The organism is Lacticaseibacillus pantheris DSM 15945 = JCM 12539 = NBRC 106106, from assembly GCF_001311175.1.
GTDB lineage: Bacteria > Bacillota > Bacilli > Lactobacillales > Lactobacillaceae > Lacticaseibacillus > Lacticaseibacillus pantheris.
In genome coordinates, this window is the sequence record NZ_BBAI01000052.1 from 1 (window position 1) to 14193 (window position 14193).

The window sequence follows — 14193 nt, forward strand, 5'->3', positions numbered from 1 at the left end:
AGCGCACTTGCGTTGGCGGCCCTGAACAGTTCTCCGAATGATTGGGGTACCCCTCAAATATCCCATCTGAACGGAGATGCCAATCATGATGAAAAGGAAGAATCGAGGTGGACGTAATGGTCCCGGCGGCCGTTGCGTTATTGATCGCGGCGCGTGCTTGCTACTGGTTAGCGCGTGCCTACCGAGAAATAAAAAAAGGCTAACCGCAAGGGTTAACCCTGATCCACCAAGATCATTCTGAACTGTTGAGGCCGTTGGGGCTACACCCCCAATGGCCTCTTTTCAACTCTTAAAGTATATAATGTCGCCCTCAATACCGTCAACGAACATTGACGTTTTTGGGTGAACTTACCATTCTCAACGCAAAACATGCAAAAAAAATGGTTGCAATTCGTCCTAGTTGGCGTCGTACGTTGATGCGACCACCTGCTGTGTGTAGGTGTTAACCAATTCGCCCTGTGCGTTCACGGTGTAACTAGCTACTGTTGGGTTGGTATTAGGGTCCGCGTTTTGTGCCTGCATGTTACTTGAACTATGGTTCTCCGCCACAGTGACGGTTGCTTCCCCGTCACTATTAGTGCCAAAGGTGAAGGTGAAATCGTTGGGGGTAACGGCAAAGGTGTAACCTGCGGACGCATGCTTGAATGCCCATGCCTGCAGTTGGGACTGCGTCAGGTTTTTGCTGTTCACGGTACTGCTGCCCGCAGTCGCGTTCGAGTTGCTAGAACACTCGTGCTGTTGGCATTGGCACTGGTAGCTTTGCTGCTTGAATTGCTTGTCGCTGCGCTACTACTTGAGCTGGTAGTAGTGGCAGCCTGACTTTGCGCAGCCTTTGCCGCGCTGTCTTTGAGGCTCGTTGCGGTGGTGCCGGAACCCTGGTGGGCGTGGTACGTGTACGCCAGCGGGTAGTCGGTGTTCAGGTAATAGAACGTTCCGGCACCCTTAAAGACGCTGACGTTAACGTCAATAAACAACTTTTTGATGGTGATTTTTTTTACCCGGTTGCACCGTTACCCGTCCGGTAGCGTCCGCCTTGATGGTTTTGCCACTAGCAGTTTGGTCGATAAAGAACGCCGACCGCTTGAACGTGATTGCCCGCTTGGTTTTATTTGTAATCTTGGCGGTAACGTTGTACAAAGTATCGCTGCCGGCGTCGCTCTTCGCCTGAAAGCGGAATGATACCTGCTTGCGTTGCTTGGCGCTCAGGTTTTGGTACGCCACTTTGGTGACCTGCTGCGAGCTACTGCTACTACTGGACTGATCCGAGCTACTTTGCTTAGCCCCGCACCCGCCCAAAACAAGTAGTACGGCGATTCCCAGTGTGAGTATGTATTTCTTCTTCATTGTTATTTTCCTCCTCTACACGCCCAGTGTAACGGACCAACCCCTGGCACGCTTTCACAACGTTATTGTAGCATGATGACACGGCCCACAAAGTTAAAGAAATACTACTAATTAATTTATGCCGGCATCTAGGTCTTTGGACCGAGTAATTTTGCGTGGAACAAGGTACAATATAACTATTCAAAGGGGTGACGGTTAATGTCCCCCGTATATAAGGAGAGTACAATATGAAGAAGCTAAGTGGGGGTGCCATCGCTGGAATCGTAGTGGCGGCCGTGGTCGTTATTTTGGCCATCTTTGGTATCAGCTCGTACAACTCGATTGTTAAGTCCGACCAGAAGGTGACCGAACAGTGGAGCCAGGTGGAAAACGTTACGCAGCGGCAGTACGACCTGATTCCTAACCTGGTTAGCTCCGTTAAGGGGAGTATGCAGCAGGAACAAAAGGTCTTTGGCGCCATTGCGGACGCGCGTAAAGATTACGCTAACGCTAGTTCCACCAAGGATAAAGCCAATGCTACCGCCGAGATGACGAGCAGCGTGGGCACGTTAATTTCTGTGATTCGTGAAAGCTACCCAACGTTGAACAGCAACAAGCAGGTTAGCACGTTGATGAGCCAACTTGAGGGCTCACAGAACCGGATTAGCGTTGAACGCAAGCGCTACAACGAAGCCGTGCAGACGTACAACAACAAGGTTGTGACGTTCCCGAAGAACATTATCGCCAACATGATGGGTAAGGGAACCAAGGCGTACTTTAAGGCCGACAGTAAGGCTATGAACAGCACACCATCGGTTGACCTCGACACTGACTCTTCTAGCAGTAGTACTAGCGGAAAGTAGGTACGTGCGATGCGTAGACTCTGGGGGACGGTCGTTACCGCCTTTGCGTTAGGCCTCGCCCTGTTGACGCTGGGGACGACGGCGGTGCGTGCCGCTACGCTACCAGCACAACCGGACGCGAATTACTACGACGGGATTAGCCTGTTGGATCAGGAAACCACCGCGCTGGTGACCAAACAAAATGACTACTATCAGACCACGAAGGCCAAGCCGCAGGTCGTACTAGCAGCCATTAAGAGTACGGGTGGGGATGACATTGACAGTTACGCGCCCGACCTGTTCCAGAAGTGGGGCATTGGGCAAAAGGGAAAGGACAACGGCATCCTCATCCTCTTTGCTAAAAATGGTGGCAAAAATAACGTGCGCATTGAGGTTGGTTACGGCATGGAGCGTACATGACCGACGCCAAGTCCGCCAACCTGCTGAACGCGCACCTGAGCGACCTTAAATCCAGCAAGGCCGCTAACGTCAACCGCGGGCTGCGGGCGGTGTTCAAAGGTGTGGCTGAAGTCGTTAGTCGCCATTATGGTTACAAAGTTGTGAGCGCGGACGGCACACAAAGCCGCGTGGCGCGCACCACTAGCTCCGATAATGGTGGCAGTGCTGCCGGACTCATCGTGAAGGCGGTCGGGGCGATTGTCATCCTAGTTATCATCATCGCGGTGTTATTTGGCGGTGGTTCCGGTGGCTCAGGCCGTGGCGGGCGCGTCGTGGTAGCGTTTGGCCGTGGCTATTACTGGGCATGAGCCTGGACGGCACTCGTCGTAGTCGCCTGATGACCGCTGGGGTGGACCCGGTGGTTTCGGCGGTGGTGGCTTCGGTGGTGGCGGTTTTGGGGGCGGCGGCTTCGGTGGCGGTTCCAGCGGCGGTGGCGGTGCCTCCGTCTAGCATATAATGATGGCCCAGTAAAAATCCTCAGTGCGGGATTGCCACTGGGCCATCGTTATATTTCGGGAGCCTCACAGCCCCTTGATATTTAACTTTGTCACGCAGAAGTTACAATTATGCTAACGCAGGCGTGCAGAGCGGTCCAAACATTGCGTTTATCCGGTTTTTCTTGTACTATTTCTAAGGTATTAAGGCCGTTGTTATCCACTAAATTCAGCGTTGCCCCGCACTCACGGGGGTAGCTGTTGCGGCCAGGATTAGTGATTGCTAACAAATGTTGTTTAATGTAAATGAGGAGTTGAACGAATATGTGTGGGTTTGTCGGCGTTATTCATCAGGACGGTACGCCAGTACAATTGTCCGATGTGAAGCACATGAACAAAGTTTTGACCCACCGTGGGCCCGACGATGAGGGATACTACCACGATGACGACGTTACGGTCGGTTTTCGCCGGTTGAGTATCATCGACTTGAGTCATGGTGGTCAGCCGCTATCCCACGATAACCAGCGTTACTGGATCGTGTTTAACGGTGAAATCTACAACTACATTGAGTTGCGGGACGAACTGAAGGCTGACGGCCAGACGTTCACGACCGATAGCGATACCGAAGTTATTTTGGGCATGTACCAGAAGTACGGTGAGAAGGCAGCCTCCAAGCTCCGCGGTATGTTCGCCTTCATGCTGGTGGACACCCAGACGCACGAGGTTTACGGTGCCCGTGACCACTTTGGGATTAAGCCCCTGTTTTACTCAGAAGCGGATGACGGCAACGTGTACCTGGCCTCCGAAAAGAAGGCGTTGCTCAGCCTGCTGGATGACCGCTCCATTGACGACCGGGCCCTGCAAGATTACATGACGTACCAGTATGTGCCGGATCCGGAGAGCTTGACGCCATCCATGCACAAGCTGAAGGCCGGCCACTACTTCACCAAGAAACCGGGCGAGGCGTTTAAGACCACCCAGTACTTTAACCCAACCTTTGCGCCCCAGACCATGACGGATGAGGACAAAGTCGCGCGGGACCTCGCGGACGTGTTGCGCGACAGCGTCGCTAAGCACATGCGTGCCGACGTGACGGTGGGTTCGTTCCTGTCCGGCGGCGTGGACTCGTCCATTATCGTTGCGCTGGCGCGTGAACTCAGCCCTAAGATTAAGACTTTCTCAGTTGGCTTTGAGCGTGAAGGTTACAACGAAATTGACGTTGCGAAGGAAACCGCGGAACGTCTGGACGTAGAGAACATCAGCGAGATGATCACGCCAGAGGAATTTGCGCAGGCCTTTCCACGCTTCGTGTACGCCATGGACGATCCGTTAGCGGATCCGGCCGCAGTGCCCCAGTACTTCCTGACCCGTTTGGCCCGTAAGTACTGCAAAGTTGCGCTGACGGGTGAGGGGGCCGACGAATTCTTTGGTGGTTACACAATCTACAACGAACCCAATTCTCTGAGCATGTTTGAACACATGCCACGGCCAGTCAACCACGTACTGCGCGGTGTATCACACATGATGCCTACCGGGATGAAGGGTAAGAGCTTCTTGGAGCGTGGCACCACGCCTTTGGAAGAGCGTTTCGTGGGTAACGCCAAAATCTTCAGTGAGGCCGAAAAGAGTCAGTTGCTGGAGCACTACAACCCCGACTACCCGTACACGGAAGTGACTAGTGGCCTGTACGGTCGCAACGCACAACTCGACCCGATTACCCGGATGCAGGACATTGACATGCACACCTGGTTGGTTGGTGACTTGCTGCTGAACGCGGACCGGACGTCGATGGCTGCCAGCCTCGAACTCCGGACGCCGTTTATCGACAAGGAAGTCTTCAAGTTTGCCCGGACCATTCCGGCGAACCTGCGTGTGGCTCACGGGACGACGAAGTACATCCTGCGTAAGGCGGCCGAAAGCTTCACGCCGGACAACGTGTTGTACCGTCGTAAGCTCGGGTTCCCTGTGCCTATCCGCTTCTGGTTGAAGAATGAGCTGGCCGATTGGGCTGATAACATTATCAACGAGGCCCAGGTGGACGACTACATCAACAAGGATTACGTTCGTCAGTTGTTGGCGGACCACCGTGCAGGCAAAGCGGACAACTCCCGCAAAGTGTGGACGGTCCTGACCTTCATGGTTTGGCACCAAGTTTATATCGAACGCAAGTATCCAGAAGTCTTTGTGGATGAATTAATTGCAACAACGCACAACGACGACTAACTTTCGTGGTGCGTATCAGGGGGCGACCATAATGGTGGCCCCCTTTGTGTAGACTCAAAAAAAATGGTCGCCGTTATGTTAAGCGGTATGACAGCATGCAGTTGCGCGAGCATTGCGCCGGTCACAAGGATTATGACAGCGCTATATTTTCGTGAGTAAATGAAGCGGTTTCTCTTGTTTTTGGGCGGGCGTCGCCGTATGCTTAAGGTACAAACAAGTAGGGAGTGATTGGAATGGAACAAGAATACAAACGGTTATTAGTTCCGGTGGACGGATCCCAAGAGGCTGACCTGGCCTTTCAAAAGGCGCTCAAGGTGGCCGTTGCCAACCACGCTCGGATGGATATCCTCAACGTCCTTGATACCAAGCAGTTCATTGGTAGCTATGGCGGTATGATTTCTGGCGACGCCATTTATCAGCTGACCCAGGACGCGCAAGAGTACCTTGAGGGCCTGGAGTCACGCGCTAAGGATGAGGGCGTCACGGACGTGCACATCCACGTGCGTTTTGGTAACCCCAAGAACGTTATTTCGACCGATTTTCCACACGAATACAAGTCGGATATCATCATCATTGGTGCTACCGGGCTCAACGCCTTTGAGCGCATGCTGGTCGGTAGCGTGACGGAGTACGTGAACCGTACGGCGCCATGTGACGTGCTGATTGTCAAAGGCGCACCGAAGAATTAAATTGGGCGCGATAATGCGCAAAAACTAGTCCCCGCAGCCGGGTTACTTCGGCCGTAGGGATTTTTTTTGTTATCGATTTTAATTCGTAGTCCCCACTGCTATTTTGGCGAAATTACACATGACGCTGATGGCAAACTATATGGGGTGAACGAACATGAATCAGTTAGAGTTAGCACGTGCAAAGGATTTCTGGCCGAACCGCACGCCAGAGCTGCGGCATTACTACGACACGGAGTGGGGTCAGCCTAGTCATGATGACCGCTACCTCTTTGAATTGCTGGTCCTAGAGATTATGGCGGCGGGTCTGAGCTGGCAGTTGGCTTTGCGCAAGCGTGCCGGTATCGGTGCCGCCTTTGCGGATCTCAATGTGGACCGGATTGCGGCGATGGGACCAGCTGAGGTTGATGGGTTGCTCCAGGACGAGCGGATTATGCGGAACCGGCGCAAAGTGGCGGCGGTTATCACCAATGCGCGCGCCCTGCAAACGTTAATTGCAGAATGGGGTACGTTGGATGCATACGTGTGGCACTTTACGGTGGGTGCCAGCAGGTGGGGCACTGGCAGGATTACCACGACTTACCGCAGCGCTCCCCGTTGGCGGACACCGTCAGTCAGGACATGAAGCGCCGCGGGTTTACCTTTGTGGGTCCGGTCATTATGCATAATTACTTGCAGGGAGCGGGGGTGATTGATAACCGCGTGGTCGTGACGGGCTAGGTTCGGCGTTGTGGGCGGCGTATAATCAGGCCTATACATGGGGGTGTGGTTATGCAAAAACGACGGTTGTGGGGTATGTTGCTCGCAGGCGGGGCCGCGGGTCTATGGGGCGTATCGGGTCCGTGTAGCGAGTACCTATTTCGCCACGGGGTGGATTTGTTATGGCTGATTGGTAGCAAGATGCTGTTTGGCGGGATTGTCTTAGGCTTGTATTGTTTAGTGCGCGATCCGTCCGGTATGCTAGCAGTTTGGCGTAGCCGCAAAGCTGTGGTGCAGCTGCTACTGTTTACCTTTTTCGGCATGATTACCATGCAATTAATTTACTTTCAGACGGTCGCGGTGTCGAACGCGGCTACGGCCACCATTATGCAGTATTTGGCTCCCATCCTCATTTTGGGGTGGGTTGCAGTGAGTACCCACACGGTGCCGCGACGGGCGGACTTTATGACCATTGCTTTGGCCATGATGGGGACGCTATTAGTAGTAACCAAAGGGCGTGTGACCCAGTTGGCAATCTCACCGCAGGCACTGTGGTGGGGGTTATTGGCGGCCGTTGCAGCGGCAGGTTACACGTTGATTCCTCGATGGTTATTGGCGCACTACTCGGGCGTGGCGGTTTCGGCATGGTCAATGATGATTGGTGGAGCCGTTATTACTGCTTACCGGCCGTTTTGGGAGCGTACACCCGCTATGACCACCGTAATGTGGGCCGCATATGGTTTTGTGTTAGTGTTTGGGACCATTTTGGCGTACGCGATGTACCTGGTGAGTCTACGCTACGTTGCTCCAACCGTGGTTGGCTTACTGGACGCCTTTGAACCACTGGGAGCGGTGGTTGCGGGTGTGCTGTTTATGCATTTACGCCTCGATTTCTGGGAAGCGGTCGGTGGACTGATTATCCTGTTCACCGTGGGGCTAATGGGCGTGCTGACGCCCAAGACGCCGCCACACCGGTCGGGAGTGGATGAAGATGGATAAAATGTGACGGGTGGCGGGTCTGGCCGGGGGTGCCGTGGTGTGCTCCGACTTGGTGGACCGCTGCTAGTGGCTGGTCGTACTGGCGTGATGGCTCCGTGTGGCGGGTCTGGCCGGTTGGGGGCCGTGGGGTACTGCGACTTGGTGGACCGCTCCACGGTGACCGTTGCTAGGGCGAAACCTCCAACCGCAAAAACCGCGGTTTCCGGTGCGACTTAGAGCCCGCCTGCCAAGTGCGGGCAGTCAGTCTCTAAGTTCGTCGCGCCGTAACTCGCTTCGCTTCGAACGGCGGCAAGCCCCAACAGCGGTCACCGTTCCGGGTCCAGTCGTCTCCGCACCCCACGGCCCCCACCGGCCAGGACTACACATGCGTAGAGATTTATTAATGCCGCAGTCGACCTCCACTACCACTCCAACACTATTAGGTATGGATACGAACCGTTACAGTGTAACTACAGTGATGGACTGTAATACCTCCCCCAAACGAATATTTAGTTGGTAGCGCCCACAACCATCTATCGCAGCTCTAGCATATCGTTTGAGATGTACGCGTCACGCAAGGTGACGTGGCTTCCACAGTAGCGGGCGGCCGCGTCGGTCGAATCGGTGAGCGGAGGCGTGTGGGGTCGGAATGGTAACCACTGCCGGGGAACACAGTCAGTTTGCGCTTTAGCGCTTACTGCCTGCTTCTCGCAGGAATGGCGCAGCAGTCCGAGAGCTCCATTGGCTTTAGCCGTTAGAACGCGACTAGTTCTGAGACTGACCGGTGGGTTTCCGGGCAGGCTCAGAATAGCGGCTGGCGGGTTGGAGCCTTCGCCCTAGCAGTGGATTACCATGGAGCACCCCACGTAAGCCGCAGCTCACCGGTTCGGCCAACGCTGCCGGCGACCACTACGGTAACAATCAGTTTGGGCCGAACTTAGCCTTGTGGTACAATATACGCAGATATTGTGCATTAACGGAGGACAATCATGGATCAATTTAGTGTTACGGCTCTAGCCGACCAGTTGGAGGCCGATACGGATAAGTTGTTGGCCAAAGAAACGGTTTTAAATGCGGACGCGATTAACGAAGCGGTCGATTATCTGGGTGTGTTACAGAATCCAGCAGCCAGCTATCCGGATTTAAACCAGGAGGCTTATCTGGAAGGGGAGTCGGACCACAAGTTGAGCTTGCTGGGTGATAGCGCTCCTTTGGTTACCACCGATGACCGCATCATGGTGAACCACGTAGACGGGTCGATTAGCGGTGACAAGGTTAACTTCACCTACAACCACGAGACGCCGGTCGTGGACGGTGCCTATTCCGCCAAGAAGGACTTGGAGTTGATCAAGTTTGGTTTGGAAGTTATCGGCGCAGTGCTGGGTACTGGTGCCCACGATCAGGTCAAGGAATTGCTGTCACCGGATGCCGCCGTGTCGTTGACCATCGCGGCGCAGCGACTGAGGTCTTGGCAGCTAGCAGAATAATTACGCTGAGCGTTACATCACAGGGCTGACTGCTGGTCGGCCTTTTTTGGTGCGCTGGAGCCACCGTTGTTGAGCAGTATGTGTGATTTTATACCCATAAAACGGGACTTAAATATTTTTATGGGAGCGCTTGCATTTCTGCGGTACCCACGCTATAATAAGGTTGTAGTTAAGGAGGCGGTACCCACACAGGGCTAGCCAAGTTTAACTTCTCATAGTCCGGTAACCCGTGGCAAATGGTGCCGGGCAGCAAGCGGTAGTTGTGCACCATGGTTTTGTGAAGTGAGGTGGTTATTTAATTGCCAAACGGACGACGGCGCGGAGTGGTAGCCTGAAGCAGACGTGAAGAAGTCGGTAGTAGGTTGATCCACGATGAGCATTTAACAGGTACAGCAGAATAGTCAGGAGTACCACAACCCACAGATGGGGTTGTAAGTGTCACGGCAAGCGTGTGAAGCGTAGCCGACTGAGTAGGTGAGTTAGAACTGTTGAGGTAAAGTTACGGATTAACGCGTAACGACGCCGTTGTCAAAACCGCAAATGCATCTTTGCGGGGGAAGCTATGTAGGGCACAACAAGCATCACAGTTACTTGTACCTCTAGTGTTACAGGTCGAAACCAGAATAACCAAGCGCACAGAGTATCGAGTTTTGGTACCGCGTCAGTGACCAGTATTTATTGCAGTGGCAAGCTGGTCGTGGTCAAGAGGGGATTTGATTCCGATGCCAACAGTAGTTTGAGGTAACAGTTGTAGATGACGATTCATCACCGAGAGGGGTGCTGAAGCATAGTCAGCAAAACGATTTATCCGGTTTGTTCCAATGTGTTTTACCAGCAGAATGACCAACGTGGTGACAACCGTTAATTAAACGGATCCTGTAGAGATCAAACGAAAACCAAGTATTTGAGGTAGACGGGCGTCAACACGCAGGGTATTACCAACCAGTTGAATAAAATTTGTTTAGAGGTGTAAGTATCACAAAATACCAGTTGTTTCTAACCGTGTGTGATGCATCCTTAACTTAAAGACTCGGGTTTTGAGAAGTGCCCGGGTCTTTTAATGTGCACCGGTAAATTTTGGTGCCTTCGGGGGATAATTTAGTCTCACGTTGCAAGCGCTTACTAGCGTGAGGCCGCCCCTGTGTTATACTGGAAGCGCACTATTGATCAGGAAGATACCAAAGGGAGATTGTTTATGGCTAGTCCGAACGACTATCAGCCGATCTTGCTGGGCAGCGACGCCACCGTTTACGGCATGGCGCGCAACTTCTACTCACTAACCGGCAAACCGGTCGATACATATGCTCGTCGCCAACTCGCACCGACACAGTGGTCGCGCATCGTGAACGTCCACATTATTCCAGAATTGGACTCCGATACGGCCTTTGTGCCGGCCATGGTCAAAGTTGCTGCCGCACACGCGCAGCAAGGACCACTACTATTGATTGCGTGCACCGATACGTACGCGGAGTTGGTTGCGCGGCACAAAGAAGAATTGAGTGCGTACTTTGTTTGTCCCAGCGTCGACTACAGCTTGATGAAACAACTAAACGATAAAGAGCAATTTTATAACCTGTGTGCGGAGTACGGGCTGCCGTATCCCGATACGAAAATTATTACCCGCGCCATGTATGATAGTGGTGTATCCATTACGTCACCGTACAGTTTTCCAGTCATGTTGAAACCCACGGAATCCGTGGAGTGGTTGGATATCAGTTTCCAGGGGCGCAAAAAGGTGTTTACCATCCACTCACAGGTGGAGTTAAACACTATTGTGGCCCGGATTTACGAGCAGGATTACCGCTACGACTTGGTGCTGCAAGACTTCATTCCGGGGGATGACAGTCATATGCGTGTGCTCAACGTTTACGTTGACGCTCAGCATCACGTCAAGCTGATGGCGTTAGGGCACCCGCTACTGGTTGACCCGTCACCCGCAGCTTTGGGCAACGTGATGGCGATGCTGCCGGAATTTGACCAACAACTTTATGACTTGGTGCAGCCCTTCTTAGAGGGTGTCGGGTACACCGGTATCGCCAACTTTGACATTAAGTTTGATTACCGGGACCAAACGTACAAGTTACTCGAAATTAACATGCGCCCGGGACGAAGCGGGTACTTTGTGACCCTTAACGGCTATAACGTTGCCGAGTGGTTAGTGCGTGATTACGTGACGCACGATCTCGACGCGCTCGATACGGTTTACGCCAATGACGATCCTCGTCGCGCCTATTTGTGGTTGGGGGTCACACGGCGGCTCTTTAAACGCTATGCACCGGACGGCCACTTGAAGGAACGTGCTCTCAGACTGATGGATGAAGGGCGTGTGGGTACAACCTTATTTGAACCAAGAGATTTCAGTATTCGCCGGTGGTTGCTCATACACCGACTGTTTTTCGGGTATAATACACTGTATAAACGTTATTTTGCAGAAATGAAGAGCAACCTCGAGGAGGCAACTAATGGCAACTGAAGAAGAATTTCAGGTTGAATCACTACACTTTAAACGCTTATTGCTGGCGGTTGACGATGATGACGACGAGTCTAGTCGGCGTGCGTTCAACTACGCCTGCACGTTAGCAAAGGTGTACGGTATCCCTTTGGGTATCGTGTCGGTGCTGGAGACTGGTGACATGAATATTTTTCAGTCATTGTCACCCGATGTGTTAGCACAACGGCGCGCGGAGATTACGCATCACCTCGACACGTACGTCGACAAGGCGACGCAGTTTGGGGTGGAGGACGCCCAACCGATTGTGGCTGAGGGTAAGCCGGGTCGGGTCATCGTCGAAGAGGTGGCACCGGCATTTAAGCCCGACCTCATCATTGTGGGCACGCACGAGCGTCCAACCACCGCCTGGGCAGCGTTTCGGCGTTTGTGACCCGTAACGCGAAGTCGAGCGTCATCGTGGTCCGCTAAGATTGACGTCAGTGGCCGTCAGCACCGAGCGTGTTGGCGGCCGCATCGCTCTACGGTGCAAAGTTGAATCGTCAAATATCGGAATTTTAATTTTTCCAATACAGTAAAAGTGTTATAAATATCTTGTTCACAATTTAGCTCTTGGTGAATGTGAATGGCCGCCAACGACCGTTACACCACTGGCGGGGCGTATCCGTGACACGTAAAGGGTTCGTGTCACGGATGTGTTGGCGGTAACGTTAAAGTGTGGTTTAATGAAGAGCAAGCAAGTACCGACTGTATTGGAGGTGACGGCATGGCAACTGAGTACACGCGTGAACAGCAAGCGTTTAGCCGCGAGTGTATCCAGGAAGGGTTGTTCCTGCTGATGGAGGATCAACCGCTCGACGAGATTACGGTGAGCGCGATTTCGCAGCGGTCGGGGATCTCCCGGATGGGTTTTTACCGCAACTATAAGTCCAAGCAGGACGTCCTGGATGATTACTTTAGTTCACAAATGGACCACTTAATTGACCAGTTGGCTGATATCGAGCCGCTCAACGCGGAGCACATCATTCCGCGTTACTTCGAATTTGTGCGGGATCACTCGGCGCGGTTCCGGCTCGCAATTGTATCTGGTGGCGACCAGATTTTGCACGACGCCTTTGCCCGTACGGTTGGCAAGTTTTTCGATAAGAACGTCAAGCGTCCGTGGTTTACCGGCACCTACGCGGAATTCTGGCAGTCATTCGTGACGTCCGGCTTATACGCGGTCACGGTCCGCTGGATTGGCGAAGACTTCACCACGCCGATTCCGGTTTTGACGTCCGTAGTGGCGCACCTTGCGGCCCAGCCTCCACGTGATATCTCTGACGTCGCCATTAACTCGACGGCTAAAGAAGACTAACTAACCAAAGAATTGACCGCCGGGACTGTACGCTTGTACGGTTCCGGCTTTTGTTTAATGAAGAAAGTAGAGGACTCGGATGACCCCATATCAACGTTTTGTCCAACATACGCGAGTGCGGCGGCTCACGGTTTTACTAGTCATCATCATGGTTTTGTGGTTAGTCCGCAGCCTCATGAGTACCATTTTATTGACGTTTATCTTTACCTTTTTGATTGTGCGACTCATTCGTGGCGTGCAGCGGGTGATACCGCGGTTACGGCCACTATTTGTCGTTATCCCAGTCTACTTATTGTTACTGGCGGCGCTATATTACGCGATTACCCGGTACGCCCCAATGATTGGGCGGCAGAGTATCCATTTATTTAATTCCGTCAGCGACTTTTACAACAGCAAGGCCTTTGATAACAACCAGATAATTCAGTGGGGCCTCAAGCAACTGTCCTCCCTCAACCTGAAGCAACAATTACAGGATTCGGTTACCACGTTGCTGAGCGCCATTAGTAGTATCGGTGGCATGATTATTACCTTCCTGCTATCACTACTGCTAAGTTTCTTCTACACCATTGAGTTGGACCGTCTGAATGAATTCGGCCAGAAGTTTGTGGATTCGACGTTTGGTTGGTTCTTCCAGGACGTCAGTTTCTTTGCCAAGAAGTTCATAAACACGTTTGGTGTCGTGCTGGAGGCCCAAATCGTGATTGCCATGGTCAATACCGTAATTACGGTGGTGACCCTTATCTTCATGAAGATGCCGAATATACCTAGTTTAGGAATCATGGTGTTCCTGCTGTCATTAATTCCGGTTGCGGGGGCCATTATCTCGGTCGTGCCACTGTCAATTATTGCGTACACGGTGGGGGGCTGGCAGGATGTCGTCACCATTATCGTGATGATCATCATTATCCATATCCTGGAGTCGTACGTACTCAACCCTAAGTTCATGAGCAGCCGGACTCAGCTGCCAATCTTCTTTACCTTCGTCGTGTTGCTGTTTGCCGAACATATTTGGGGTACGTGGGGGTTAATCGTGGGGATTCCGGTCTTCACCTTCCTACTCGACATCCTCGGCGTACAGCGCCACGCACCAAAGCCGCGCCCGGCGGCGAAGGAGTAGGGTTTGTGCAGGCAAAGCGGTGGTAGGGTTGCGGCTTTGTGAACCGCTCAGTCATGACCGCTTCTGGGGCGAAACCTCCAACTCGCAAAGTACGCGAGTTTCCGGTGCGACTTTGAGCCCGCCTGCCAAGTTCGGGCAG

Annotated in this window: 13 protein-coding genes and 2 pseudogenes; 12 read left to right on the top strand and 3 right to left on the bottom strand. The window is 52.9% G+C overall.

All coding sequences use genetic code 11. From position 1 onward, the window contains the following. Positions 1-396: 396 nt before the first annotated feature. The 3 genes from JCM12539_RS11520 to JCM12539_RS11530 are packed head-to-tail and all read right to left on the bottom strand — an operon-like array spanning position 397 to position 1344. Positions 397-690 (bottom strand): hypothetical protein, encoded by a 294-nt coding sequence (locus JCM12539_RS11520; RefSeq protein ID WP_054651634.1) that lies wholly within the window; start codon positions 688-690, stop codon positions 397-399. Then, positions 687-974 (bottom strand): hypothetical protein, encoded by a 288-nt coding sequence (locus tag JCM12539_RS11525; protein ID WP_054651636.1) that lies wholly within the window; start codon positions 972-974, stop codon positions 687-689. The genes JCM12539_RS11520 and JCM12539_RS11525 overlap by 4 nt, the downstream gene beginning before the upstream one ends. Continuing rightward, positions 964-1344 (bottom strand): hypothetical protein, encoded by a 381-nt coding sequence (locus JCM12539_RS11530; protein ID WP_054651638.1) that lies wholly within the window; start codon positions 1342-1344, stop codon positions 964-966. The genes JCM12539_RS11525 and JCM12539_RS11530 overlap by 11 nt, the downstream gene beginning before the upstream one ends. A 227-nt stretch (positions 1345-1571) precedes the next feature. Here JCM12539_RS11530 and JCM12539_RS11535 point away from each other — a divergent pair, with 227 nt between their 5' ends. The 12 genes and pseudogenes from JCM12539_RS11535 (at position 1572) to JCM12539_RS11590 (ending at position 14054) form a co-directional block, all read left to right on the top strand. Beyond that, the gene (locus JCM12539_RS11535) at positions 1572-2186 is read left to right on the top strand and encodes a LemA family protein (protein ID WP_054651640.1); all 615 of its coding nucleotides are present in this window, start codon (positions 1572-1574) and stop codon (positions 2184-2186) included. A gap of 9 nt (positions 2187-2195) precedes the next feature. Further along, a pseudogene (locus JCM12539_RS15635) lies at positions 2196-3074 on the top strand (TPM domain-containing protein). A 308-nt stretch (positions 3075-3382) separates the two neighbouring features. Further along, entirely contained in the window at positions 3383-5281 is a 1899-nt protein-coding gene (gene asnB, locus JCM12539_RS11550; RefSeq protein ID WP_054651645.1) for an asparagine synthase (glutamine-hydrolyzing), read from the top strand. Between the two features lie 233 nt (positions 5282-5514). Beyond that, the gene (locus tag JCM12539_RS11555; protein ID WP_054651647.1) at positions 5515-5970 is read left to right on the top strand and encodes a universal stress protein; all 456 of its coding nucleotides are present in this window, start codon (positions 5515-5517) and stop codon (positions 5968-5970) included. 154 nt (positions 5971-6124) lie between these two features. Then, positions 6125-6592 (top strand): DNA-3-methyladenine glycosylase I, encoded by a 468-nt coding sequence (locus JCM12539_RS11560; protein ID WP_054651649.1) that lies wholly within the window; start codon positions 6125-6127, stop codon positions 6590-6592. Then, positions 6565-6687: a DNA-3-methyladenine glycosylase I gene (locus JCM12539_RS15695; RefSeq protein ID WP_500778467.1), complete on the top strand. Its 123-nt coding sequence runs from the start codon at positions 6565-6567 to the stop codon at positions 6685-6687. The genes JCM12539_RS11560 and JCM12539_RS15695 overlap by 28 nt, the downstream gene beginning before the upstream one ends. 51 nt (positions 6688-6738) lie before the next feature. Beyond that, positions 6739-7665 (top strand): DMT family transporter, encoded by a 927-nt coding sequence (locus tag JCM12539_RS11565; protein WP_054651651.1) that lies wholly within the window; start codon positions 6739-6741, stop codon positions 7663-7665. Between the two features lie 968 nt (positions 7666-8633). Continuing rightward, entirely contained in the window at positions 8634-9131 is a 498-nt protein-coding gene (locus JCM12539_RS11570; RefSeq protein ID WP_054651653.1) for a hypothetical protein, read from the top strand. A 1195-nt stretch (positions 9132-10326) separates the two neighbouring features. Next, positions 10327-11604: a carboxylate--amine ligase gene (locus tag JCM12539_RS11575; RefSeq protein ID WP_054651655.1), complete on the top strand. Its 1278-nt coding sequence runs from the start codon at positions 10327-10329 to the stop codon at positions 11602-11604. Continuing rightward, a pseudogene (locus tag JCM12539_RS11580) lies at positions 11594-12051 on the top strand (universal stress protein). The gene JCM12539_RS11575 and the pseudogene JCM12539_RS11580 overlap by 11 nt, the downstream one beginning before the upstream one ends. Positions 12052-12346: 295 nt before the next feature. Next, positions 12347-12937 carry a TetR/AcrR family transcriptional regulator gene (locus JCM12539_RS11585; protein ID WP_054651657.1) on the top strand — a complete coding sequence of 197 codons (591 nt, stop codon included), beginning with the start codon at positions 12347-12349 and terminating at the stop codon, positions 12935-12937. A gap of 79 nt (positions 12938-13016) precedes the next feature. After that, positions 13017-14054: an AI-2E family transporter gene (locus JCM12539_RS11590; protein WP_054651658.1), complete on the top strand. Its 1038-nt coding sequence runs from the start codon at positions 13017-13019 to the stop codon at positions 14052-14054. The last annotated feature ends 139 nt before the right edge of the window (positions 14055-14193 follow it).